General features: G+C 63.1%; 21 protein-coding genes and 2 pseudogenes. 14 read left to right on the forward strand and 9 right to left on the reverse strand.

The genetic code is table 11. The annotated features are described in order from the left end of the window. Positions 1-119 precede the first annotated feature (119 nt). Positions 120-1,442, reverse strand: coding sequence for a DUF3422 family protein (locus AB6802_RS15790; protein ID WP_371011061.1), 1,323 nt, complete (start codon positions 1,440-1,442; stop codon positions 120-122). 207 nt (positions 1,443-1,649) lie between these two features. On the opposite strand from AB6802_RS15790, the gene AB6802_RS15795 reads away from it, so the two are divergent. The 3 genes from AB6802_RS15795 (at position 1,650) to AB6802_RS15805 (ending at position 4,526) form a co-directional block, all read left to right on the forward strand. Further along, the gene (locus AB6802_RS15795; protein WP_371011062.1) at positions 1,650-2,453 is read left to right on the forward strand and encodes an FCD domain-containing protein; all 804 of its coding nucleotides are present in this window, start codon (positions 1,650-1,652) and stop codon (positions 2,451-2,453) included. 12 nt (positions 2,454-2,465) lie between these two features. Next, on the forward strand, positions 2,466-3,602 hold the full coding sequence (locus AB6802_RS15800; RefSeq protein WP_371011063.1) for an L-lactate dehydrogenase: 1,137 nt from the start codon (positions 2,466-2,468) through the stop codon (positions 3,600-3,602). Positions 3,603-3,755: 153 nt separating this feature from the next. Then, on the forward strand, positions 3,756-4,526 hold the full coding sequence (locus AB6802_RS15805; protein ID WP_371011064.1) for a metallophosphoesterase: 771 nt from the start codon (positions 3,756-3,758) through the stop codon (positions 4,524-4,526). A 191-nt stretch (positions 4,527-4,717) separates the two neighbouring features. Here the strand turns inward: AB6802_RS15805 and AB6802_RS15810 are convergent, their stop codons facing one another. Together AB6802_RS15810 and AB6802_RS15815 are read right to left on the reverse strand one after the other, a co-directional pair. Continuing rightward, the gene (locus tag AB6802_RS15810) at positions 4,718-4,849 is read right to left on the reverse strand and encodes a hypothetical protein (RefSeq protein ID WP_371011307.1); all 132 of its coding nucleotides are present in this window, start codon (positions 4,847-4,849) and stop codon (positions 4,718-4,720) included. 296 nt (positions 4,850-5,145) lie between these two features. Continuing rightward, positions 5,146-5,844, reverse strand: a complete 699-nt coding sequence (locus tag AB6802_RS15815) for a type 1 glutamine amidotransferase (protein ID WP_371011065.1) — start codon at positions 5,842-5,844, stop codon at positions 5,146-5,148. Positions 5,845-5,929: 85 nt separating this feature from the next. Here AB6802_RS15815 and AB6802_RS15820 point away from each other — a divergent pair, with 85 nt between their 5' ends. From AB6802_RS15820 to AB6802_RS15835, 4 genes are all read left to right on the forward strand, one after another. After that, positions 5,930-6,577 carry a hypothetical protein gene (locus tag AB6802_RS15820; RefSeq protein ID WP_371011066.1) on the forward strand — a complete coding sequence of 216 codons (648 nt, stop codon included), beginning with the start codon at positions 5,930-5,932 and terminating at the stop codon, positions 6,575-6,577. 31 nt (positions 6,578-6,608) lie between these two features. Then, a complete protein-coding gene (locus AB6802_RS15825) occupies positions 6,609-7,343 on the forward strand; it encodes a 16S rRNA (uracil(1498)-N(3))-methyltransferase (protein WP_371011067.1) in 735 nt (244 codons plus the stop codon). 145 nt (positions 7,344-7,488) lie between these two features. Beyond that, positions 7,489-8,862, forward strand: a complete 1,374-nt coding sequence (locus AB6802_RS15830) for a glutamate--cysteine ligase (protein ID WP_371011068.1) — start codon at positions 7,489-7,491, stop codon at positions 8,860-8,862. Between the two features lie 99 nt (positions 8,863-8,961). Beyond that, positions 8,962-9,984, forward strand: coding sequence for a DUF937 domain-containing protein (locus tag AB6802_RS15835; protein WP_371011069.1), 1,023 nt, complete (start codon positions 8,962-8,964; stop codon positions 9,982-9,984). Between the two features lie 310 nt (positions 9,985-10,294). Here the strand turns inward: AB6802_RS15835 and AB6802_RS15840 are convergent, their stop codons facing one another. Next, on the reverse strand, positions 10,295-10,585 hold the full coding sequence (locus AB6802_RS15840; protein WP_371011071.1) for a DUF1127 domain-containing protein: 291 nt from the start codon (positions 10,583-10,585) through the stop codon (positions 10,295-10,297). Positions 10,586-10,822: 237 nt separating this feature from the next. Between AB6802_RS15840 and AB6802_RS15845 the strand changes: the two genes are divergently transcribed. Next, positions 10,823-11,779 carry a LysR substrate-binding domain-containing protein gene (locus AB6802_RS15845; RefSeq protein WP_371011073.1) on the forward strand — a complete coding sequence of 319 codons (957 nt, stop codon included), beginning with the start codon at positions 10,823-10,825 and terminating at the stop codon, positions 11,777-11,779. Between the two features lie 102 nt (positions 11,780-11,881). Here AB6802_RS15845 and AB6802_RS15850 read toward each other — a convergent pair whose 3' ends face one another. Beyond that, positions 11,882-14,092: an EAL domain-containing protein gene (locus AB6802_RS15850; RefSeq protein WP_371011074.1), complete on the reverse strand. Its 2,211-nt coding sequence runs from the start codon at positions 14,090-14,092 to the stop codon at positions 11,882-11,884. A 120-nt stretch (positions 14,093-14,212) separates the two neighbouring features. Here AB6802_RS15850 and xseA point away from each other — a divergent pair, with 120 nt between their 5' ends. Together xseA and AB6802_RS15860 are read left to right on the forward strand one after the other, a co-directional pair. Then, a complete protein-coding gene (gene xseA / locus AB6802_RS15855; RefSeq protein ID WP_371011075.1) occupies positions 14,213-15,778 on the forward strand; it encodes an exodeoxyribonuclease VII large subunit in 1,566 nt (521 codons plus the stop codon). 7 nt (positions 15,779-15,785) lie between these two features. Further along, positions 15,786-16,901, forward strand: coding sequence for a P1 family peptidase (locus AB6802_RS15860; protein WP_371011076.1), 1,116 nt, complete (start codon positions 15,786-15,788; stop codon positions 16,899-16,901). A 342-nt stretch (positions 16,902-17,243) separates the two neighbouring features. On the opposite strand, the gene AB6802_RS15865 is transcribed toward AB6802_RS15860, so the two are convergent. Together AB6802_RS15865 and AB6802_RS15870 are read right to left on the reverse strand one after the other, a co-directional pair. Beyond that, positions 17,244-18,236: a zinc-binding alcohol dehydrogenase family protein gene (locus AB6802_RS15865; protein WP_371011077.1), complete on the reverse strand. Its 993-nt coding sequence runs from the start codon at positions 18,234-18,236 to the stop codon at positions 17,244-17,246. A gap of 42 nt (positions 18,237-18,278) precedes the next feature. Next, positions 18,279-19,157 carry an MBL fold metallo-hydrolase gene (locus tag AB6802_RS15870; protein ID WP_371011078.1) on the reverse strand — a complete coding sequence of 293 codons (879 nt, stop codon included), beginning with the start codon at positions 19,155-19,157 and terminating at the stop codon, positions 18,279-18,281. Here AB6802_RS15870 and AB6802_RS15875 point away from each other — a divergent pair. Continuing rightward, positions 19,144-19,761, forward strand: coding sequence for a winged helix-turn-helix transcriptional regulator (locus tag AB6802_RS15875; RefSeq protein WP_371011079.1), 618 nt, complete (start codon positions 19,144-19,146; stop codon positions 19,759-19,761). The two genes, AB6802_RS15870 and AB6802_RS15875, sit on opposite strands and share 14 nt — an antisense overlap. A 144-nt stretch (positions 19,762-19,905) precedes the next feature. Here AB6802_RS15875 and AB6802_RS15880 read toward each other — a convergent pair. Beyond that, positions 19,906-20,049, reverse strand: a pseudogene (locus tag AB6802_RS15880) (ATP-binding protein); the annotation flags it as partial. On the opposite strand from AB6802_RS15880, the pseudogene AB6802_RS15885 reads away from it, so the two are divergent. Further along, positions 20,033-20,278, forward strand: a pseudogene (locus AB6802_RS15885) (P1 family peptidase); the annotation flags it as partial. The pseudogenes AB6802_RS15880 and AB6802_RS15885 overlap by 17 nt on opposite strands. 54 nt (positions 20,279-20,332) lie before the next feature. Here AB6802_RS15885 and AB6802_RS15890 read toward each other — a convergent pair. Then, positions 20,333-20,578 (reverse strand): hypothetical protein, encoded by a 246-nt coding sequence (locus AB6802_RS15890; RefSeq protein WP_371011080.1) that lies wholly within the window; start codon positions 20,576-20,578, stop codon positions 20,333-20,335. 538 nt (positions 20,579-21,116) lie between these two features. Here AB6802_RS15890 and AB6802_RS15895 point away from each other — a divergent pair. Next, positions 21,117-22,979, forward strand: coding sequence for an ABC transporter ATP-binding protein (locus AB6802_RS15895; protein WP_371011081.1), 1,863 nt, complete (start codon positions 21,117-21,119; stop codon positions 22,977-22,979). After that, positions 22,979-24,871, forward strand: a complete 1,893-nt coding sequence (locus tag AB6802_RS15900; protein WP_371011082.1) for an ABC transporter ATP-binding protein — start codon at positions 22,979-22,981, stop codon at positions 24,869-24,871. The genes AB6802_RS15895 and AB6802_RS15900 overlap by 1 nt, the downstream gene beginning before the upstream one ends. The last annotated feature ends 9 nt before the right edge of the window (positions 24,872-24,880 follow it).

Genomic DNA, 24,880 nt, shown 5'->3' on the forward strand with positions numbered 1-24,880 from the left:
CAGTGAAGCGCGACTGTTGCAAACGCTGCTTTGGCCGCGCTCGTCGGCAGGCGCAATTCCAGGCTTCCGCAGCGGCAATCTGCCGCTACGCTCCAATGACTGCCGAAGCAGGCTGGCGCCTACTCGCCGGGATGCTTCGCCGGCTCGGAGTGCATCATCCGCACCCGGCGCACGCCCCACCAGACAAGCAGGATGGCGACCGGCACGGAGGCGGCTGTGACGACTTCCGGCGCGAAGCTGTGACCGAAGACCGAGGCGCCCTTGGCGAGATAGCCGATCAGACCGACGACATAGTAGGAGACGGCGGCGACGGAAAGGCCTTCGACGGTCTGCTGCAGGCGCAGTTGCAGCCGGGCGCGGTTGTTCATCGAAGCGAGCAGATCGCGGTTCTGCTTCTCGACCTCGACATCGACCCAGGTGCGCAGCAGCGTGGTGGCGCGGGTGAGTTTGCGCGACAGATTGGCCTGGCGCTCCTCGACCGAGCGGCAGGTGCGCATGGCCGGCGCCATGCGCCGCAGCAAAAAGCCCGCCCAGGTGTCGTAGCCCTGCACCGGCTCCTCCTCCAACGCCTCCAGCCTTTCGGTGACGATGCCGTCATAGGCGCGGCTGGCGCCGAAGCGGTAGAGGCTGGAGGCGGCATCCGCCTCCAATTCGGCGGCAAGCTCGGTGAGATCGGCAAGCAGCGTCTGGCTGTCGCGGGTCTCGACCGCCTTCATTTCGAGCGTTGTCAGCGCCAGCCGATCCTCGATGCGGCGGGCGCGACCGGACAAGGTCAAGGCCAAAGGCAGGCCAAGCATGGCCAGCGTGCGGTAGGTCTCGATGTCGATCAAGCGCTGCGACAAGGCGCCGGTGCTGGCCGGCGTCAGGCCGCGATCGAGCACCAGCATGCGGGTCAGGCCATCGCCGTCCTGGCGGAAATCGGTGATAATGGCCGCCGCCCCGCGCTCGACCAGCGAATAGCACAGGCTGGTCGGATCGAAGCCGGCTATCACCTTTTCGCTCGCCTGCGTCCACTTGCGGATCTCGAGCCTGATGCCCGAAATCACCGTGCCCGGCGGCGAGAAGCCGTTGCCGAAGGGCGAATCCTCCTGGCCGCGGCCGTTCTCCGACAGCGGCCCTTCCCAGAGATAGGTCGAGAACTCGGTATGCCGCTCCCAGCGCAGCGTGCCCTTGCCCCATTTCATCGCATGGTGGCGGGCATGGCGCTCGGGCGCGGCTATGCCGAGGCGCCGCGACAGTTCCGACAGCACCGCGTGGTCGACGGCAGAGCCGCCCTCGGTCATGAAGGAGAGTTGGATGATGACGCGCGGTTTTTCGACCAACGGATGCGGGCGGGCATGCACTTCACCCAGCGCACCCGGCCGGCCCTCATGCGCGGGAAAGCCCATGACGCTGCCCTGGGCGCGTGGCTGGAATTCGAGGTTGGACGTTTCGTCCGACACGGCTGGTCCCCCTGGTTTCGACCCTCGTGTGGTCACGTCGTCTTGCGGCAATCGGTGAAGCGCGTAAACAGCAAAGTTTAACGCAGGACGGCCGGAGGGCGCCGTGTCGAAATCGACTGGTAGAGACGAATTGGATAAATAATTTGACCAGTTGGCGACAGAGGCTTTAATCTGCGCGACATCCTTTCCATTCCCGGGCGCCCCGCGTTGAGCGATATTTTCTCCAGGATCGAGCATTCGCGCACCGCCGACGAGGTGATCCAGCAGATCGAAAGCCTGATCCTCGAAGGCGTGCTGCGCACCGGCGACCGGCTGCCCGGCGAACGCGAGCTGGCGCGCCAGTTCGATGTCTCGCGGCCGATCCTGCGCGACGCGCTGAAGGCGCTGGAAGGCCGCGGGCTGCTGACGACCAAGGCCGGCGGCGGCACGCATGTCGCCGACATCATCGGCCAGCTCTTCACCAAGCCGGTCACGGATCTCATTTCCACGCATCGCAAGGCGGTGACCGACTATCTCGAATACCGGCGCGAGATCGAGGCGGTGGCGGCAGAATATGCGGCGCGGCGCGCGACGCCGGAGGATCTGGCGCTGCTCGACCGCATCATGGCGCGCATGGACGAGGCCGACCGTACAGGCGACTTCGATGATGAAGCCACGATCGACATCGAGTTCCATCACGCGGTGTGCGAATGCGCGCACAACATGATCCTGCTGCACACTTTGCGCTCCTGCTACAGGCTGCTCTCGGAAGGCGTGTTCCAGAACCGGCTTCTGGTCTTCACCGTCCCCGGCGCGCGCGAGGCGCTGCTTGAGCAGCACCGGGCGATCCATGCCGCGATCAAGGCAGCCGATCCCGCCGCGGCGCGCAAGGCGGCCATGGACCACATCACCTATGTCGAGCGCTCCATGGCGGAAGCCGAGCGCAGCGGCGACTGGCAACGCGTGTCGCGGCTGCGGCTGAGGCAACGCGCGGAAGCCGGCGACATCGAACCGACACGCAAGCGCTCCTAGCAGGGACCCACCATGAGCGAAATCCTCACCATCGCCGACCTCAAGGACCTCGCGCGCCGCAAGGTACCGAAAATGTTCTTCGACTATGCCGATTCCGGTGCCTGGACGGAGAGCACCTACCGTGCCAACGAAGAGGATTTCGGCAAGATCAAGTTCCGCCAGCGCGTGCTGGTCGACATGAGCAACCGCTCGCTGGAATCGACCATGATCGGCGAAAAGGTGGCCATGCCGGTGGCGCTTGCGCCGACCGGACTGACCGGTATGCAGCATGCCGACGGCGAGATGCTGGCGGCGCAGGCGGCGGAGGAATTCGGCGTGCCGTTCACGCTGTCGACGATGAGCATCTGCTCGATCGAGGACGTCGCATCGGCGACGAAGAAACCGTTCTGGTTCCAGCTTTATGTGCTGCGCGACAAGGATTTCGTGCTCAATTTGATCGACCGCGCCAAGGCGGCGAAATGCTCGGCGCTGGTGCTGACGCTCGACCTGCAGATCCTGGGACAGCGCCACAAGGATATCCGCAACGGCCTGTCCGCGCCGCCCAAGATGACGCTGGCCAACATCGCCAACATCGCGATGCGCCCGCGCTGGCTGATGGGCATTGCCGGTACAAAGCGCCGCACGTTTCGCAACATTGTCGGCCACGCCAAAGGCGTCGGCGACGTCTCGTCGCTGGGCTCATGGACGACGGAGCAGTTCGATCCGCATCTGTCCTGGAAAGATGTCGCCTGGATCAAGGAACGCTGGGGCGGCAAGCTGATCCTGAAGGGCATCCTCGACAAGGAGGACGCGTTGATGGCGACCAAGACCGGCGCGGACGCGATCGTCGTTTCCAACCATGGCGGGCGCCAGCTCGACGGCGCGCCGTCGTCGATATCGATGCTGGAAGAGATTGCCGATGCGGTCGGCGACAGGATCGAAGTGCATATGGATGGCGGCATCCGCTCCGGCCAGGATGTGCTCAAGGCGCTCTGCCTCGGCGCCAAGGGCACCTATATCGGCCGCCCGTTCCTCTATGGACTCGGCGCCATGGGCAAGGAAGGCGTCACCAAAGCGCTGGAGATCATCCAAAAAGAGATGGACGTCACGCTGGCGCTCTGCGGCAAGCGCCTGGTGACCGACATGGGCAAGGACCAGTTGCATCGCTAAGGCAATTCCAGGAAAAGTGTGAAGCGGTTTTCCGTCCGGAATTGCTTCAAAAAAAGAGAGAGCGGTTCGCCGTTTCGGCGAAACGCGCTTATGCCCTTGTTCACCGATCGGCGGTAGGTTCCGCCACAGCTTCCTGTCGGGAAAACGCTAGCCTTGACCGAATCCGGTATCCATTACCTCGACGCGCGCGGGCCGGACGGCATGCGGCTCTATGCCATCGGCGACGTGCATGGCCGCCATGACCTGCTCACCGCCATGCATCGCCGCATCGAGAGCGAGCTCGAATACAGGGCGCCGTCGTCGGACTGGCGCATCATCCATCTCGGCGACTATGTCGATCGCGGGCCGGACTCCAGAAGCGTCATCGACTTCCTGATCGAGGCGAAGAAGCGCGACCCGCGCAACATCATGCTCGCCGGCAACCACGACCTCGGCATGCTCGAGTTTCTCGCCAATGGCGAGCCGGACGGGCTGTTCATGAATTATGGCGGCATCCAGACGGCGCAGTCCTATGGCGTCGATCTCACGCGCGACACTCATTGGCACGGCAAGGCGGAAGTCGTGCGGCGGGGACATGCGGCCTTGGTGAAAGCGGTGCCGCGCAGCCATGTCGACTTCCTGCAGTCGCTGACGTTTTCCGTGACCTTCGGCGACTTCTTCTTTTGCCATGCCGGGATAAGGCCGGGCGTGCCGCTCGACGGCCAGAACCAGCAGGACCTGATCTGGATCCGCGATGCCTTCCACGACCACAGCGGGCTTTTTGCGAAAGTGATCGTGCATGGGCACACACCCGTGCCCGAGGCCGAGGTCAGGGCCAATCGCGTCAACGTCGATACGCTGGCCTGGAAATCGGGCATGCTGAGCGCGCTGGCTGTCGATGGAGACGACAAGCAAATCGTCACCGTGCAGGGCAAAGCGTTCTAAGCGCTATCCCGGCACGGCGTGCTTCCAGGCTTTTGAATAGGCTTGGCTTAAGGTGTGTTGAGATTCAGGTCAGGCCGAGTCGAAAATGTCGGTTTCCGAGAACCGGAGCGGAGCGTACTTGAAGTACGTGAGCACCGGAAGCGCAGGAAACCGACATTTGCAGGCCGGCATCACCTGAATATCAATACGCCTTAGTCGAGCGAGGCGGTGACGCCATAGCCGTCGACGGCTCGGTGGTTGGTGGCTGCGTCGGCGGCATAGATGCCCAGGCCGCAGATCACGATGGCAGACAGCATGACAAAAGACAGGATAGCTGCTTTCACGGACGTCATCTCTGGTTAAGCTTTCAGCATCTGGGCACGAGGCGGTTACCAATGCGTTGAAACGATAAAATGCGTCTCAATGTTTCGTCGATTTCACTCATCTAAGCAGATTCTGTTTCGCCGGTGTGTCGGCTGGATCACACAAAAGGTTCATGGCGGTTGCAACGACGATACAAAGCGCGCGCCCTCTTAGAGGAGCGACCGGACACAAACCAAGAAAGAAGAGCGTTTTCCCAAAGCGGAAGCGCCAAGGCGTGCCAATTATGCCACGCCTCACCCCACGACAGGTTCGGTGATCAGATCGTGGCCACCCAGGCGCGGGCGATCGCCAGGCCGGCAGCATCAGCGCCGGGACCATTGCGGGCCATCTCGTCGTCGAGCCGGTCATTCCAGTCGGGATGACGCTCGGCGATCATCGAGGCGAAAGACGTGCTCCAGTCACGCACCATCGGCGTATCGGCCTCGAAGTGGAACTGGAACCCGTAGACGGCACGGCCGAGACGGAAGGCCTGGTTTGCAGCGACAGAGCTGCCGGCCAGCCGCACGGCCTCCTTCGGCAGGCCGAATGTGTCGTCATGCCACTCGAAGATCGGGAAGGTTTCGGGCAAGGCCGTCAGCACCGGATCGGATTTCGCGGCCGGCGTCAGCGACACCTGGTGCCAGCCGAATTCGGTGGCGCCGCCGATCTGGTTCGAGCCGCCGAAGGCGCGGGCGAGCAACTGGCTGCCGAGGCAGATGCCGAGCACCGAGCGGTCCTTGTCGGCGAAGTCGCGGGTCAGGTCGAGCAGACCTGAGAAATACGGGCACTTTTCGTCGTCGAGCGCGTTCTGCGCGCCGCCGAGCACGACGATCGCGTCATGCCCGCTGCTGTCCTCCGGCAGCATCTCGCCGCGATAAGGCTTGCGCAGGTCGATATCGGCGCCGGCTTCGACCAGCGCCGCGCCAATCTGGCCAAGGCCTTCATTGTCGAAATTCTGCACGACCAGCACCCGCACCGAAAACCTGCTGACATGAAAACGCTGAGGCGAGCGATATCATGCGGCCCGTATTTCAGCCAAGATGCGTGCGGGAGAGAAGACTATGCCACTGCAGAACCGGGTCGATCCGTTCGGCGCTATCCATGCTGTCCCCGAGCGTGGCCTGTTCACCGGCAATCGCGGCATCATCCATGATCCCGAAACAAAGACACTGCTGAAAAAGCGCTGGGCGTTGCAGGCCTGGATCATCTGCGTGTGCCAGTTCCGCAATGTGCGGCGCGAGCCGATGGGCCGCAACCGGCCCGGTGGCAAGGCCGGCTGGACGGAGTTGTTCTTCCTCGACGAGGTGACGGCGCTGGCCGCCGGTCACCGGCCCTGCTTCTACTGCAGACGCGAACGCGCGGTCGATTTCGTGGCCCGGTTCGGCGCGGCCTTCGGCGTCGTGGAGCCCCGCGCGCCGATGGCCGACAAGCGACTGCACAAGGAACGACTGGCCTCGGGCGGCCGGCCGCCGGCAGTAAACGCGCAAGAGCTCGGCAGGCTGCCGGATGGTTCGATGATTGCCCGTGGAAGCACCGCCTATGCGATCCGCGCCGGCAATGCGCTCGAATGGTCCTTCGCCGGCTACGCAGCTCCCATAGCTTTCGACCATCTCGCCGACGAGCCTCTTCGGCTGCTGACACCAGCGACCAGTGTTTCCGTCTTGCGGCAGGGTTTCACGCCGGTCTGGCATCCTTCCGCCGATACTTGACGTCGTCTGTCGCCTCGCTCATTGCTCGGCGATGCGCGCCAATTACAAGATGCAACGGCTGTTCGTGCCGGACGACCTTGGGCCGGGCCTCGAATTCGATGCCGGCCAACAGCAGAGCCATTATCTGACGCATGTGCTGCGGCTTGGCGAAGGCGCCGAGCTCCTTCTCTTCAACGGCCGCGACGGCGAATGGTCGGCAGCGATCGCCGCCAAATCGAAAAAGGCGGTCCGGTTGAAGGTTCTGGAATTACAGCGGCCGCAGCCGCCGCTGCCCGATCTTGTCTACTGCTTCGCGCCGCTGAAACAGGGCCGTCTCGACTATCTGGTGCAGAAGGCGGTCGAAATGGGCGCCGGCATCCTGCAGCCGGTCATCACCCAGCACACGCAGGTGGCGAAGCCCGGCATCGGCCGGCTGCGCGCCAATGTCGTCGAGGCGGCCGAGCAATGCGGTATCCTGGCCGTCCCGGAGGTGCGTGAGGCCGAAAAATTCGAACGGCTGCTCTCCGGCTGGGACAAGGAACGGCGGCTGATCTTCTGCGACGAAGACGCTTCGACCAACAATCCGTTGCCGGCCTTACAGGCGCTGCGCGAGACAAAGCTCGCGCTCTTGGTCGGGCCGGAGGGCGGCTTTTCAGATGACGAGCGCAAGATGCTGCGGGCGCTGCCCTTCGTCAGCGCCATCCCGCTCGGCCCGCGGATTTTGCGCGCCGATACGGCGGCGGTGGCCGCTCTGGCGGTGATGCAGGCCACTGTTGGAGACTGGTAGGACTCCATCTGTTGCAAGAGGAGGCCCGGTGAGCGACCTTCAAATCCTGTTGACCTGTGGCTCAGGATTTTTCGCTTGATCGGCTGCCGGCATTTCGTCCATCTAGCCCCCGGCGGCCATCGGGCCGCCTGCTGAGGGGCTATTCATGGCGCGCGACACAACCGATTCCCGGCCGATCGAAGGCGTTGACGAACTCGTCGACTATCTGGCCGCGGGCAACAAGCCGCGCGAGAAATGGCGCATCGGCACCGAGCACGAGAAGTTTCCCTTCTATGTCGACGGCAACGCGCCGGTCCCTTATGGCGGCGAGCGCGGCATCCGCGCCATCCTCGAAGGCATGCAGCACAAGCTCGGCTGGGATCCGATTATGGATGACGGCCGCATCATCGGCCTGGTCGAGCCGACCGGCCAGGGCGCGATCTCGCTGGAGCCCGGCGGCCAGTTCGAGCTTTCCGGCGCGCCGCTGGAATCGATCCATCAGACCTGTCGCGAGGGCAACGCGCATCTGGCACAGGTGCGCGAGATCGCCGAGCCGATGGGCATCCGCTTCCTCGGTCTTGGCGGCAGCCCGAAATGGTCCTTGGCCGAAACGCCGAAAATGCCGAAGTCGCGCTACGAGATCATGACCCGCTACATGCCCAAGGTCGGTACCAAGGGCCTCGACATGATGTACCGCACCTGCACCATCCAGGTGAACCTCGACTTCGAGAGCGAAACCGACATGCGCCGCAAGATGCAGGTGTCGCTGAAGCTGCAACCGCTGTCGACGGCGCTGTTTGCCAACTCGCCCTTCACCGAGAGCCGGCCAAACGGACTGCAGAGCTGGCGCGGCGACATCTGGCGCGACACCGACAACCAGCGTTCCGGCATGCTGGAATTCTGTTTCTCGCCGGATTTCGGCTTTGCCGACTATGTCGAATGGGCGCTCGACGTGCCGATGTATTTCGTCATCCGCGACGGTCGTTATCACGACATGACGCACATCACCTTCCGCCAGTTCATGGCGGGTGCCGCACGCAACGAGATACCGGACGGGCTGCCGGAGATGGGCGACTGGGCCAACCATCTGTCGACGCTGTTCCCCGACGTGAGGCTGAAGCGCTTTCTTGAAATGCGTGGCGCCGATGGCGGCCCGTGGCGGCGCATCTGCGCGCTGCCGGCCTTCTGGGTTGGGCTGCTCTATGACGAGCAGGCGCTCGACGCCGCCGAGACGCTGACCGCGAGCTGGACGTTCGAGGAAGCGCTGGCGATGCGCAACGCCGTGCCCGAGCAAGGCATTTCGGCGCCATTCCGCAACACCACCTTGCGCGAGGTCGCCCGCGAGGTGCTCGGCATCTCGCGCATGGGACTGAAGAACCGGGCTAAGAAGAACCGCGACGGTTACGACGAGACCTCGTTCCTCAATACGCTTGACGAGGTGGTTGCGCGCGGCACCACCAGCGCCGAGGAAATGCTGTCGGCCTACCACACGCGCTGGGGCGACTCGATCGAGCCTGTGTTCATGGAATACGCGTATTAATCGTGCATCCCGCCGACTGAGGAAGCTGGAAAAGCTGCTTCAATCGAGGATGGAAACGAACTAGTCTGTCCCGCAGCATTGTTGCGGAGGAGAAACGCCATGCCTTCCCTGTTCGACATCTTTGCACAAGCCCAGAATGGCGCCGGCATGCAGGCGCTGGCGCAACAATACGGGCTTTCGATGCAGCAGACGCAAGCCGCGGTGCAGGCGCTGTTGCCCGCCTTCTCGCAAGGGCTCCAGCGCAACACCGCCGATCCTTACGGGATGGGCGCCTTCATGACGGCGATGGCAAGCGCCCAGCACGCCAAATATTTCGAGGACGCAACGCGAGCGTTCTCGCCGCAGGGCATCGACGAGGGCAACGGCATTCTCGGCCATCTGTTCGGTTCGAAAGACCTGTCGCGTGCCGTCGCCGCCCAGGCCGCTCAGGCGACCGGCCTCAGCCAGCAGGTTCTGCAGCAGATGCTGCCGGCGATGGCCTCGATGATGATGGGCGGGCTGTTCAACCAGACCAACAACCAGATGCGGGCTGCCGGCAGCTTCGGCGGCGGCAGCAACAACCCGCTCGGCGACATCATCGAGGAGATGATGCGGCAGGGCGGCGTTGCGCCGCAGCAACGCCAGGCGCCGCAACCGGCGCCCAATCCTTATGGCGAAAACCCGCTCGGCAAAGTGCTGCAGGACATGTTCGGCGGTGGCGCTCAGCAGCCGCAGAGCCAACCGCAGCAGGCGCCCAATCCTTACGGCGAAAATCCGCTCGGCAAGGTGCTGCAAGACATGTTCGGCGGCGGCGCGCCACAACAGCCGCAAAGCCGGCCTCAACCTCAACAGACGCAAAGCCCTTACGGCGACAATCCGCTGGGCAAGATTTTCGAGGAGATGCTGCGCCAGGGTGGCGGCGGCCTGCCCGGGGGACAGCCGGCACCGCAGCAACCGCAACAACGGCAGGCGCCACCAAGCGCGCCGCAACAGCCGCAGACCAACCCGAGCGGCCGGCCGCGAAACCCCTTCGACGACATCTTCGGCAAAATGTTCGAGACCGGCGCGCAGCAGCGCGACGAGTATGAAAAGAACGTCGGGACTATCTTCGACCAGTTCAAGCGCGACATGGACCGGCTGTAGAAGGCCTGTCGCGGTCCAAGCTGTGTCGAGATTCAGGTCAGGCCGACTCGAGAATGGCGGCTGGCGAGAACCGGAGCGGAGCGTACTTCTGGTACGTGAGCACCGGAAGCGCAGGAAGCCACCATTCGCAGGCCGACCTCACCTGAATGGCGACATAGCTTAAGAAAAATGCCCGGTCCTGGAGGCGGACCGGGCAATGTGCAGGCGGCCGGCGGGGAACCGGCAGGGAGTGTGGGAGCCTGCATGAAACTTGGTCGCGCCCGGCCTTGAAAAGGTTCAACGCGACCGGAATTTCAGACCTTCAAGCCGTTCAGCCAACTTGACGGGCGAGGTCCTCGATCGTGTCGGCGCGTTCGCTGGCAATGGCGCGCAGCTTCACCGTCGGATCGCGGCCGAAAGGCACCCCGATGGCGACATGAAGGTCGCCGCGCGTCAGGCCGATATCGGCAAGCTCGGCATCCGACATCTCGCCAAGGCGATAGAAGGCGCGGCGATTTTTCCAGGCGACAAAGGTGTTGGCGAGAGCATTGAGCACGCGCGTCGCAACGGCCGGACGCGTGGTGATGCGCGAGGTCTCGGTGGCGAATTCGATCGTGGTCATGTCGGTCTCTCCTTCGGAGTCGAGCGGACGAAACCAGGCAACCGGCGCCTGGGAGGGGCGCCGTTCCGAGTCTCGATACACTTAAAGTGATGCATGTCGTTGTCCCCAAAACCGGGGACCACTTTTGGGCGATATGCAGTGCTTTCATGTGGACAGTCCCAATTTGCCATTACGTGATTGATTAATCCAACGAATGTTTTTAATCTTTAGCATCAATGTCAATGATGGGTTGGACCGATGAAAGCGCCACTCGACCTCGATCAGTTGCAGACCTTCATCTCGATCGCCGACACCGGCAGCTTCACCCGCGCGGCTGAAGAGGTGCACCGCACGCAGTCGGCGGTGTCGATGCAGATGCGCCGGCTGGAGGAGCGGATCGGCAAGGCGCTGTTCGAAAAGGATGGCCGCACCAACAGGCTGACCGAGGAAGGTGACAAGCTGCTGTCCTATGCAAGGCGGCTGATCTTTCTCAACCGCGAGACCTTGGCCGCCTTCGACGACCAGCGGCTCGAAGGCACGATCCGCATCGGCACGCCGGACGATTATGCCGACCGCTTCCTGCCCGAGATCATGGCGCGCTTCTCGCGCTCCAACCCGCGCGTCGAGCTGACCGTGATCTGCGAGCCGACGCCGGGCCTGGTCGAGCACATCAAGCGCGGCAATCTCGACCTGGCGCTGGTGACGCACAACGATGTGCGCGGCCAGTCGGAAGTGGTGCGACGCGAGCCGCTGTTGTGGGTCACCTCGGCCAACCACGCCACGCATGAGCAGGAAATCCTGCCAATGGCCTTCGGCCGGCCGAACTGCATCTGGCGGCGCGCCGCCGTCGATGTGCTCGACCACCAGAACCGCGACTACCGTGTATTGTTTTCCAGCTTCTCGGCCACCGTCATCACCGCCGCCGTGCTGTCCGGCCTGGCGGTCTCCGTGCTGCCGGAGTGCGCGCTGCGGCCCGGCATGCGCGTGCTGGGGGAAGCCGACGGCTTCGGCGCGCTGCCCGACTGCCGCATCGGTATCATGCGCGGCCAGACTTCGCAGCCGGAGATTGTCGCGGCGCTTGCCCGGCACATTGCCGAAAGCCTCGACAACATTTCCGTCCCGGTCAGCGAAGAGGCGGGAAGCTTCGACTTCGCCGCACTTGCCTTCGCCAAGATGAAGCGCACCAAGGCAAATCAGATCATGCCTGGCTGGTAGACTGAAGCAATTCCAGGAAAAGTGTGAAGCGGTTTTCCGTAAGGAATTGCGTCGAAAATAAAGATAGGGCGCTTCCCCGTTTCCGCGAAACGGAGAAGTGCCCTATGCGCGAACGGCGGACCGCCTGGGTTCGTCGGACGAAAGACCCGGAAGCGCCAGCAGTTGGCCCGGCTCCAGCGGCGGTGACATCAGATAACCCTGTAGCTGGTGGCAGCCCATGCCGACCAGCAGGGCCTTCTGCCCGTCGGTCTCGACGCCTTCGGCGGTGACCTCGACCTTCAGCGCCAGCGCAAACTCGATCAGCGCTTTGACGATGGCGCAGGCGCTGTCGTCTTCGTCGAGCAGGCGCACGAAGGAGCGATCGATCTTCAACTTGTCGATTGCCTGGCGGCGCAGATAGCTGAGCGAAGAATAGCCGGTGCCGAAATCGTCGAGCACGATGCGGATACCGGATTTACGCAACGCGGCAATCGTCGTGCCGATCGCGTCGTTGTGCTCGAGCAACACGCTTTCGGTGGTCTCAAGCTGCAGGCGGGCGGGATCCAGTCCGGTTTCGTTGAGGATCGAGGCGACCTGTTCGGCGAACCCGGCATCACGCAACTGCATCGGCGAGATGTTGACCGCGATCCACGGCAATTCGGTTCTGACGGCAAAGCGACAGGCTTCCGTCAGCGCCCATTTGCCTAGATCGCCGATCAGGCCGCGCTCCTCGGCAATGGCGATGAATTGCGCCGCCGGCAGGGCGCCATGCACCTCGTGCCCCCAGCGGATCAAGGCTTCGGCGCCGAGAATGCGGCGGCCATCGGCCGCGAAGATGGGCTGATAAGCGAGCTTGATGCCGCCGCCGCCATTCAGCGCCTTGCGCAGTTCGGCCTCGACCTTGCGCTTGCGCAAGAGAAGGTCGTCCATGTCGCCGGCGAACACCTGGTAGCGGCCGCGGCCGTTCTTCTTGGCTTCGTAGAGCGCTATATCGGCCTTGCGCAGCAGGTCGTCGGCATCGGTCTCCTCACCGGCCGACAATGCGATGCCGATGCTGGCGCTGATGAAGACCTGGTCGCCAATCAGCTTGAACGGCTCGCGTAGCTTCTGCTGCAGCCGATCGGCGATATCCTCGGCGCTCCTGACGTCGCGGACATCGAGCAGGATGATGGCGAACTCGTCGCCGCCGAGCCGCGCCACGGTATCGACCTCGCGGATCGTGTGCCTGAGCCTGGCCGCCGTCTGCCGCACCAGCTCGTCGCCGGCCGGATGGCCGAGCGTGTCGTTGACATGCTTGAAGCGGTCGAGGTCGAGATAAAGCAGCGCCACTCTTGCCGCGTCGTGGTTGGCGAACAAAAGCGTGCGCCGCAAGCGGTCCTCGAACAGCGCACGGTTGGGCAGACCGGTAAGCGTGTCGTGGAAGGCGAGATACTGCGCCTGGTCCTGGCTGGTCTGCAGCGCGGCCGACGCGCGGCGCAGCCTGCGCAACAAGAACAGCAGGACGCCGCCGGCCAAGAGCAGCGCGATGGCCAGCGCCGGCGCGACCTTGCGCACCAGCGTGATGCCGGGCCGATCCTGATCCCAGCCGATATAGCCGAGGATGACGCCGCGGGAATCGATCAGCGGTATGGCGGCCGGACCGGTCGGTTGCGACAGCGGCACCAGACGCGCGCCGTCGAGCAGATATTTTCCGGCAATCTTGCCGATCACCGCGTCGTTGATGAATTCGACCGATACATGCAGGTATTCAGTGCCAGGCGCCTGGGTGACCCGATCCGAGCTTGGCACCAGCGGCATGACGCTCAGGATCGCCGGCTGGCCGCTGAGCGACACCAGATCCTCGGCAACCATCTTGGCCGGCTGGCCCGAAGCGTCGGCCTTTGGCGGCTCTGCCAGCATGGCACGCAGCTTTTGGACGGTGGGAGCAAGTTCCGGCTCATCCTCGCCGTAGCTGGACGCATCGACCACCTTGCCTTCCCGCATGGCATGGATCACATGGTTGGCGCTGTCCAGAATGTAGACCCGGTTGTGGCCGTAATAGGTGTACATCCAGACGCTGAGATTTTCGGCCATCCAGACCTGGTTGCCGGCTTTGGCGTTGGTGACGGAATCGTCCCAGACGGAGACGCTTTCCTGCTCGCGCTGTACATCAGCGACCTGGTCCTTCAGGCCATCGGCAATGAACAGTTTCTGCCGTTCGAGCGAGGCATGGTCGGCCTGGTCGGCGGCGTAGAAGCCGAAACCGACGACGATGGCCAACGCGAAAGCGGCGAGCGTCAGCACGGTCAGCGTGACCTGATGCGTCAACGGACTGCTGCTCTGGCGTGCGCTCATGCATTCTCGGGCCGGTTTACCTGTCGCCAGTCAAAGCAAATCGGGCTTAAGATCACGTTATAATATTAGCGAGGTTTGTCCCGGCTTGACGCGAGCCGATAAGCGCTCCCCAATCGCCAAATGAGCGAAACAGCAAGCGAATCACGCAGCAACGCCACCGAATACACGGTGAGCGAGATTTCCGGCGCGCTGAAGCGCACTGTCGAAGACACCTTCGGCAATGTGCGGGTGCGCGGTGAAATCTCGGGCTATCGCGGCCCGCATTCTTCCGGACATGCCTATTTCGCGCTGAAGGACGATCGGGCGCGTATCGACGCCGTGGTGTGGAAAACCACGATGTCCCGGCTGAAATTCCGCCCCGAGGAAGGCATGGAGGTGATCGCCAGCGGCAAGCTGACGACCTATCCCGGCAAATCCAACTACCAGATCGTCATCGACAATCTTGAGCCGGCCGGCGCCGGCGCGCTGATGGCGCTGCTCGAAGAGCGCAAGCGCCGGCTGCAGGCCGAGGGCCTGTTTGAGGCCGGCCGCAAGCGCCGGCTGCCGTTCATGCCGCAAGTCATCGGCGTCGTCACCTCGCCGACCGGCTCGGTGATCCGCGACATCATCCACCGCATCAAGGACCGGTTTCCGCTGCATGTCCTGGTCTGGCCGGTGCGGGTGCAAGGCGATACGGCGGGTAAGGAAGTGACGGCTGCCGTCAACGGCTTCAACGCGCTGACCTGGGACGGCCCGATCCGCCAGCCCGATGTCCTGATCGTGGCGCGCGGCGGCGGTAGCCTCGAAGACCTCTGGGGCTTCAACGACGAAGCGCTGGCGCGCGCGGTCGCGGCCTCCGGCATCCCTGTGATTTCGGCTGTCGGCCACGAGACCGACTGGACGCTGATCGACTTCGTGGCCGACATGCGGGCGCCGACGCCGACCGGTGCGGCCGAAATCGCCGTGCCGGTCCGGGCCGATCTCGAGGCAACGCTTGCCAGCCTCGGCGCCAGGCTGAAAGCCGCTGCATCGCGCACCTTCGAACGCAAGCGTCAGTCAGTGCGCGCCGCGGCGCGGGCACTCCCCTCGCCCGACCAGTTGCTGGCGCTGCCGCGGCGCCGCTTCGACGAGGCGACGAGCCGGCTCGGCCGCGGGTTGACCGTCAACATCGAGCGCAAGCGGGCGACACTGGAGCGACAGCGGCTGACGCCGGCGACGTTGTCGCGCCGCATCAATGAGGCACGCACGCTGACCGGCCGCGACATCGCGCGTGCGCAAGCCGCCTTCTTCGCCATCGTGCGTGAGCGCAGGGCCCGCTTCAAACGCACCGCCGCCAGGCTGTCGCCGGCACCGATCGCCAGACGGCAGAAATTGCAGGCCGATGCGCTCGTCGCTCTGTCACGCAGGCAGGACCAGGCTGTGGCGCGGCGTCTCGACCGGCTGCGCGCCGCGCTGACCCAGGCCGACCGGCTCTTGTCCACGCTGTCGCACAAGGCGGTGCTGGCGCGCGGCTTCGCGCTGGTCAAGGACGCCTACGGCGCGGTGATCAAGCGGGTCGAAGAGCTGGCGCCGGGAGCCGCCTTGCAGCTCGAATTCGCCGACGGCACCGCCGAAGCCATCGCCACCAGCGGCGGCGCGCGGCCGAAGCTCGCCGCCAAGTCTCCGCCGAAGACCAAGGCGCCCGGAAGCCAGGGTTCGTTGTTCTGAGGACCCGATGAGCAGCCACGATCCGCATCTCCGCACGCCATCCGGCAAGCCACGCCTGCGCTCGTTCGGCGTCGCGCTCGACGGCACGCCGGGCCGTTTCAATGCCATCACCGACGTTCCAGGCGTTTCGGTCGGCTATTCAACGCTGATTTCCGGCGACGGTCAGTTGCAGATCGGCACCGGCCCGGTGCGGACCGGCGTCACCGCCATCCTGCCGAGACCGCTTGCCAAGCTTGCGACGCCGATGTTTGCCGGCGTGTTCAGCCAGAACGGCAATGGCGAGCTGACCGGCACGCATATCATCGAGGAAACCGGCGCCTTCAACCTGCCGATCACTATCACCAACACGCATTCCTGCGGCGTAACCCGTGACGGCACGCTGCGCTGGATAGGCCGGATATTGCCGGACGCGCTCGACACATGGGGCCTGCCGGTGGCGGCCGAGACCTATGACGGTTTCCTCAACGACATCAACGGCCACCATGTCGGCTTCGAGCATGTCGCGGGCGCACTCGACGGCGCCGCCGGCGGTGCCATCGAGGAAGGCAGCGTCGGCGGCGGCACGGGCATGATCACCTTCGGCTTCAAGGCGGGATCGGGGACCGCCTCGCGCATCGTCGAATGGCAAGACAAGCGCTACACGCTCGGCGTGTTCGTCCAGTCGAATTTCGGCAAAAGGCGCAATTTCACCATTCGCGGCCATCGCGTCGGACCGGAATTGGCCGAGCCGGCGATCCGCGAAGGCACGCCGCGCGCCGAAAAGAGCTCGATCATCGCCATCGTCGCCACCGACGCGCCGTTCCTGCCGCATCAGATGAAGCGGCTCGCCCGGCGCGTGCCGCTCGGCGTCGCCATGACCGGCGGCTATGGCTATCACAGCTCGGGCGACATCTTTCTGGCCTTCTCGACCGCCAATCCCAATGCGGCGCTGGCAATTTCAGGCCGTATGGCGGGCGCGGATTTCATCCCGGATGTCGACATCGACCCGTTCTTCGACGCGGTGGTGCAAGGGGTGGAGGAAGCGATCCTCAATGCGCTCGTCGCCAATGAGGATATGACCGGACGCGACGGCAATTTCGTGCCGGCGTTGCCGAAGGCATGGCTGAAAAATCGCTTTGGATAGATGGGAGCCCGGCTCCGGCGGCCGGGCCTGACATTTATTCGGCGGGCTTGCCCGAATTTGCGTTGCTCAGGTCGGCCTCGGCCGCCTTTTCGAGCCGCGAGGCGATAACCTGACATCACGGTTATGCCTCCTCTCATCGCCCGGCTAGTCTAACGGCGGATTGCGAAATCGCCGTTAGACTGGTCCTTCATCGGCAGCACGGCTTGACGCTCATGGACAGCGCGACCAGCTCCGCCACGATGATGCAGATGTTCGTTTGCGGCTGGAAGGCGAAGCAGGGTCGACACACAGAGCCCAATCTTTGAGGACGAGATCCGGCTTCGCTGACTCGTAGCCACCACCTCAAGCCGTCATCACTACACGCCCGAAGGGGCGCGCCTCAATCAGATAGCGGACAGCATCCGGCGCCTGGTCGAGCGGGAACGTCTTGGCGACGGTGGGCTGGAGCTTCTTTTCCGCCAGATATTCCCGGAGTTTCGCCTGGGCCGCGCCCAGCTTTTCCGGAGTGAACAGTCTCATCGTAAAGCCTCGGATCGTGGCGGCCTTCCAGATGATGTCAGTCACGTCGACTTCCGCTTCGCGGCCTCCGGCATAGCCGACAACGGCGAGCAGTCCGCCCTGTGCAAGTGACCCCACCGAGTCTTTTGTGAGCTTGCCGCTTACGCCGTCGATGACGACGTCGACACCCTTGCCGTTGGTGATGCGCAACACGCCGTCCCTCATGCTCTCCTCGGAAAGATCGATAACGTGCTCGTATCCCGCGGCCTTGGCCTGCTCGGCCTTGGCCGTCGTGCTGGCCGTAGTGATTGCCTTCGAAGCTCTGAAGACCTTTGCGAGCTGCACCGCTTCCATGCCAACTGCACCTCCGATGCCCGGAGCAAGGATGGTTTGGCCTTCCTTGAATTGCGTAAATTCGGTGAGTACCAGATAGGCAGTCAGGTATCCCGCCCCCGCTAGGAAGGCAGCAGCGTGAGCGTCGTCAACATGGTCCGGTACCTTTGCCAGTCCGGCTGCGGGAGCGGCGACGTATTCGCGCCAGGTGCCGTCAGCGACGAGACCAAAGCCACGTCCGGTCACGAACACCCGGTCACCGACTGCGAAGTCCGCGGATTTGGATTCGGCAACGATGCCCACACCCGACTGACCACCGACACGCGGCAGGTTTTCCGCAGTTGCTGCGTAAAAGTGGCCGGACCGGAATGTGTTATCGAGAGGATTGATGCCGAACGCCTTCATGTCGACGAGAACCTCGCCGTCGGCCGCCTGAGGCTTTGGCAGGTCCACCACCCGGTTCTGATGGTAGTCGCCGTAAGCCTGATACTGGACTGCTTTCATGTCGAAATTCCATTTATGTTGGGATCAATGTTGCTTGGAGCCTCAGGCGGGCTTCCGCGCGAGAAATGCCTTGGCTGTGTGAGCGGCACCCCACAGGGATCCAGGATTGATCCGGTCGGGGTAAAGCTCGATCATGTGGTCATACAGCTCCTGCGCGGTGGCCGTCTGGCTATCGAGCCGATCAAATGCCTCGATGTACTTCCGGGTGGCGACGAGATGCGCCGCTGCATGGTCCGGATCGAGCGGACCATGGCCAACAACGACATGACGCGGTTGGAGCGCGGCGATTTTGTCGATGGCGGAAATCCACTCCAGGCGTCCAGCATGATCGGACTCGCCAAGATACGGATGTGTGTCGTTGTAGGCAGCATCTCCCGCCACGACGAGACCTATCGATGGCACGAACAAACTGGTCGTGTGGTCGGTGTCCGTGTGGCCGATCTCGATGGGAACGAGCTTTTCACCTTCTAGTTCGAACCCATCGGAGCCGACTTCTTCGGCAGCGACAAGCCTGTCAGGGATCTGGCCTGGAAATCGCTTCTCCCAGTTCTCGGCAACGAATTCGGGCGTAATGATCTTATGCATCAGTGCGACGACCTGTGGCAGGGCGATCGCGCGGGCGGTTGGAAACCGTTTCAGAAGCAGTGCGAGCCCAAAAAAATGATCAGGGTGGGCATGGGTGATGTAAATCCAGCGCAGGGTCTTGTGACGCGCCTCTATCCAGTCCCCGAGTTCGCTGTTCTGCTGGTCGCTGAGCAACGTATCAACGAGAACTGCATCGCTGTCGCCGTAGATGAGTGTGACAGCGTTCGATACCCATTTGAGGTCGTCTTTGCCGGGTGGAACTCCTTGGGTTGCGCTCGCGCGCTTGCGGATGAACACTTCCCATTCCAGAGGTAGGGCACTCTTGTTTTTCGCCATGATCGCACTCCGGCAAATGCAGTTTAAATTTGCAACCAGATTAGCTGTACGCGTTTGGTTTAAATTTGCAACAGGATTCTTTCGTGATATTATCTGTGAAATCGCAGGGGCGGCCGTCGTTCTCGTGTTGAAAGGAACGGACATCTTGAAAGGAAAGCGCACAAGTTTTGAGAAAAGCGCATGCGCCATAGCGCGCTCTCTGGGCGAAATCGGAGACTGGTGGTCTCTGCTAATCGTTCGCAACGCCTTCTATGGCACACGTCGATTCAGCGACTTCCAGAAAAGACTGGGTCTAGCCAAGAACATTCTTGCAGCCCGCCTCAAGAAGCTGGTGGACGAAAAAATCCTGGAGATGATCCCGGCGTCGGATGGCAGCGCTTATCAGGAATATGTGCTGACCGAAAAGGGCAGGGATCTGCATGTGATCATTGTGGCTCTCTGGCAGTGGGGGGAGAAGCACACGTTCGCGCCTGGAGAACTCAAGGCGAGCATGGTGGACAGTAAGCACAACGAGATACTGCTGCCTGTGGTACTTAAGGCGGCTGATGGGCGTGAACTGGACGGCTACGGATTTGAGTGGCAACGGTACGAGGGAACGCAGTAGGCCCGGAGTAATCAAGGTGCTCATCCTCCGGCTTGTTGATCTCTCGTTCACGCGCCCGATCAAGATCAACCTGTTGATTTTCGCTGAGAGCTGACCCCGGATTTTCGCCGAGAAGTGACCCGCCTTCATGTATGTTTTCGGGTTTCAGGTTTTGGTCAAGATGGGTGTTTTCTCCTTCTTTGCAGCAGTGGTCTGGGCTGAGCTGTTTTTGAAGCGGAAGCTGTCGTTGCCGGTCTCCAAGATGTGGCAGTGATGGGTGAGCCTATCGAGCAGTGCCGTCGACATTTTTCTCGCCTTCTCGACCGCCAATCCGGAGGCGGCGCTGGGGGCTTCCGGCCGCATGGCCAGCGCTGAGTTCATCCCGGACGTCGACATCGACCCGTTCTTCGACGCGGTGGTGCAAGGGGTGGAGGAAGCGATCCTCAATGCGCTCGTCGCCAACGAGAATATGACCGGACGCGACGGCAATTTCGTGCCGGCGTTGCCGAAGGCATGGCTGAAGAAGACATTCGGCTGAGGCACAAGTTCAGCCGGAATTACTGAAGGCGGTCCGCGTCGGGACCGCCGCGTGTCACTCGGACGGCTTTGCTTCGCCCCCGCTCTCCTCGACGACTTCGGCAAGGCGCGATGCGATCAGTTCCTGGATGTCGCCGACCTCTTCCTGGATGTCTTCCAGAAGTATTCCTGCCTCGGCGGCCTTGGCGCAGCACTCCTTGGCAAGGGTCTCGGCGTGCTTGTCGATCTTGATCGGCTCGTGCTGGCAATGAACCTTCTCGCCAATCCATCCGCGCAAGAACTCGATCGCATGTTCACTCATACTGCTTTTTCCCTAACGGCCAAGCCGGTTGGTAGATGCATGCCCATTCGAGCCGAGTCGGCCTCGACCGGCAAGACATCTTGCCCAAGGTCCGTGGAGCCGAAGGAATGGAAGGTTCAAGGGGCACGTTTCAGTTCGTTGAGGATGATGATGGTTCGATCGGGGCCGTCAAGCATACACCCTATTGTTTCCGCTTGCTTTTTCCCGGTTTTCCGGATCGATTCCTTAGCACGGCGCACTGCACAATCTACCGCGACTTCGCAGTCGCACTCAAGGGCCAGAGGCCGAAGGCCGCCGGTATATAGTGATATCCTCACACAATGTCGACTCCGCTTGCAGCCCTGCTTCTTTCCGCCGCGTCCACAGATCCTTGAAGGCCATGCGTGGGCTATCGCAACGGCATTTCGATCAGGCATAGGCCCAATGTCGCCATTGGCCCTTGAACGGCCAAGTTCGGGACGCTTAACATCGCCCAGTCTCAACTGAGTCTCACTTCATTCGTCCGGGCTAATGCACGGATCGGGTTGGATTTTTTCCTGTGCATAAGGATGCAAAAAGCAACGCGCCGGAGCGTGGCGGATCGTTTGCCCATGTGGCGGAAGCCTCCTGGGGCAAAGGCCTCGGCACCCTTCTGCGCATCATGCGCATGACACTGCGTCATCCCTGGCAGGTCGCGATCACCATTGTCTCGACCTTCATTGCCGCGACGCTGCAGCTGTTCATCCCCCGTCTCTTGGGACGCGCCATCGATCAGGCGCAGGGCGTCATGGCCGCGGGCGCTGGCACGGCCGCCGAGCAGGCGCTGTGGACCACCGCGCTGACATTGCTCGTCGTCAGCATCCTGCGCGGTCTCTTCACCATGGCGCAGAATTATTACGGCGAAGCCGTCGGTCATCACACCGGTTATGAACTGCGGCTCGCCTTCTACGAGAAGATCCAGCGTCTGAGCTTTGCCTTTCACGACAAGGTCCACACCGGCGATCTGATCACGCTAGGGCTGCTCGATCTCGACGGTGTGCGCATGTTCTTTTCAACAGGCGTGCTGCGTGTCGTACTGCTCGGCGTGCTGATCGGCGTCGGCGCCTATCTCCTGATCAGCACCGATCTTGTGCTCGGGCTGCTCAGCCTGAGTTTCGTGCCGTTCGTCGCCTGGCGCTCCTCGGTCACGCAACTTCGGCTGCGCAGCACCTGGCTGACGCTGCAGGAGCGGCTGTCGGTGCTGAGCCGGGTGATGGATGAGAATCTCGGCGGCATCCGAGTCGTGCGCGCTTTTGCAGCGCAACGCCATGAGTTGGCAAAATTCGATCGCGCCAAAAAGTCGGCGCTGGAGCTTGCCAATGAGCGCGTCGACATCCGCGTCGCCAACACCAGCGCCATGAACTTCTCCTTCCTCGCCGCCATGGGCCTGGTGCTGTGGTTCGGCGGCCAGAAGGTGATAGCGGGCCAGATCAGCGTCGGCACGCTGGCCCAGTTCCTCACCTTCATGACCATCCTGCAGATGCCGGTGCGCCAGCTCGGCCTGATGGTGAATTCATTCGCCCGCGCCTCGACCTGCGGCTCGCGGCTGTTCGAGCTGCTCGATACCGAGCTCGATATCACGGACGCGCCCGATGCGAAGGACCTCGTCGTCAGCGGCGGGGTGCTGCGTTTCGACAATGTCGGCTTCCGCTATGAAGGCGCTGGCGGTCGGCCGGCGCTGTCCGGCATTTCCTTCGAGACGAGGCCTGGCGACACCATCGGCATTGTCGGCCCGCCGGGCAGCGGCAAGTCGACGATCGCGCATCTCATCCCGCGCTTCTACGATGCGACGTCCGGCGCGATCACCATCGACGGCCAGGATATCCGTAAAGTCACGCTGCGATCGCTGCGCAAGGCGGTGGGCATCGTGCAGCAGGATGCCTTCCTGTTCACCACCTCGATCGAGAACAACATCGCGTATGGCAACCCCTGGGCGCGCGAGACGCGCATCGAGCGCGCCGCCGAGTCCGCGCAGTTGCACAACTACATCATCGGGCTTCCGACCGGCTATGACAGCGTCGTCGGCGAACGCGGCGCCTCGCTTTCCGGCGGCCAGCGGCAGCGCCTGACCATTGCCCGCAGCCTGATGCTGCGGCCCTCGGTGCTGGTCTTCGACGATTCCACCGCGGCCGTCGACGCCGGCACCGAGCAGCGCATACGCGCGGCGATGAAGCGCTTCGCCAAGGATCGCGTCACGCTCATCATCTCGCACCGCTTAAGCTCGTTGATGCATGCCGACCAGATCCTGTTCGTGGAGAGCGGCCGGATCGTCGAGCGCGGCACGCATGAGGAACTGCTGGCGCTCGGCGGACGCTATCGCGCGCTGCATGACCTCCAGCTTCGGCCGGACGACGAGCGATCCGCCGCGCAAGGAGCCGCCTGATGTCGACGCTTGACGACGACGAAGACGACGACACCAGCGGCCGGCCGACAAAGGCGGTCGTCGGCTCGCATCGCGACGAGGAAGAGGTCTTCGGCAAGGTCTACGATCCGCGCATCGTCCGGCGTATCTGGAGCTTCGTGCAACCGTACCAGGCGCGGATTTTCATCTCGGTCGCGGCGGTGCTGGTGTTCACGCTGACGCAGCTCGCGATCCCGTTGGTCATCCGCTACGCCATCGACCACGGCATGGCTGCGGGCGGACCGGACCGATCCGTCATGGTCTGGGCGACCGCCATTTTCGCGGCGATCATCCTCATCAACTACGCCGCAAGCTATGTGCAGGAGAGCGTTGTCGGCAAGGTCGCCGAGAACGTGCTGTCCGACCTGCGCCGCGCCATGTTCGGTCATTTGCAGCGCGTCTCGCTGAGCTTCATGGACAAGACCGAGGTCGGCCGGCTGATGTCGCGCCTGCAGGGCGACGTCAACTCGATGCAGGAGTTCCTCGAAACCTCGGTAATGTCGGTCGGCGACATCGTGCTGTTGTTCGGCATCGTAACGGTGCTGCTCTGGCTCGATTTCCGGCTCGGGCTCTTGACGCTGTCGACCATGCCGGCGCTGTTTATCGTGCGCCTGTTCTGGCTGCCGCGCGCCAAGGTCGCCTTCATGGCCGCGCACGAGACCAATTCGATCGCCAACGGCGCGCTTGCCGAAGGCATCCATGGCGTGCGCACGGTGCAGAGCCTCGAGCGCCAGCACGTCAATTTCGACCTCTATGACGAGAAGGTGCTGGCCAACCTTCGCGCGCATCTCAGGTCAGCCAGATATGCGCAGGTCATGGTGCCGATCGTCGACACGCTGACCGGCATCGCCATGGCGACGGTCATCGTTGTCGGCGGCTCGATGGTGCTGTCGCACCGGCTCGACATCGGCGTCATGGTGGCGTTCCTGTTCTACATCCAGCGCTTCTTCGACCCGATCCGTTCGCTCACCATGCAGTACAGCGTGATGCAGCGCGCCATGGCTTCGGGACAGCGCATTTCCGAAGTGCTCGACGTGCCGGTGGATGTCAGTGACAAGGAAAATGCGTTGACGCTGTCGCGCGACACGGACGGCTCGGTCGAATTCAAGAATGTCACCTTCGGCTATCGGCAGAACCAGCCGGTGCTGAAGAACATCTCGTTTCGGGTCAACCCAGGCGAGACCGTCGCCCTTGTCGGCCCGACAGGCTCCGGCAAGTCGAGCTCGATGGCGCTGGTGCACCGCTTCTACGATGTCTGGTCGGGGCAGGTCCTGGTCGGCGGGCACGATGTGCGCGAGCTGACGCAGGATTCGCTCGGCGACCAGGTGGCGATGGTGCTGCAGGAGCCGTTCCTGTTTTCCGGAACGGTGCTGGAAAACATCCGCTATCACAAGACCGGCGCCAGCCGCGACGAGGTGGTGCGCGCGGCGCAGGCCGTCGGCGCGCATGACTTCATCATGCAGTTGCCGGACGGCTACGACACCGAGCTCGAGCAGCGCGGCGGCAACCTCTCGCTTGGACAGCGCCAGCTGGTCAGCTTCGCCCGGGCGTTGGTGGCCGACGCCAAGATCCTGGTGCTCGACGAGGCGACGGCCAGCATCGATTCCTACACCGAGATGCTGATCCAGAAAGCGCTGATCAAGCTGCTGGAAGGGCGGACCGGACTGGTGATTGCGCACCGCCTGGCCACCATCCGCGGCGCCGACCGCATCATCGTGCTGCAGAACGGCGAGATCGTCGAAAGCGGCAACCACGCGCAATTGATGGCGCGCAAAGGTCTCTACGCGCGCCTCTACAACATGAACTACGCCTCGTTCGACGACATTTCCGAGGAAGAGATGGGCGTCGACGCGGTGGCCGGCAAAGCCACGTAAGAGCGCGGC

The organism is Mesorhizobium sp. RCC_202, from assembly GCF_041355295.1.
Classification (GTDB): Bacteria; Pseudomonadota; Alphaproteobacteria; order Rhizobiales; family Rhizobiaceae; genus Mesorhizobium.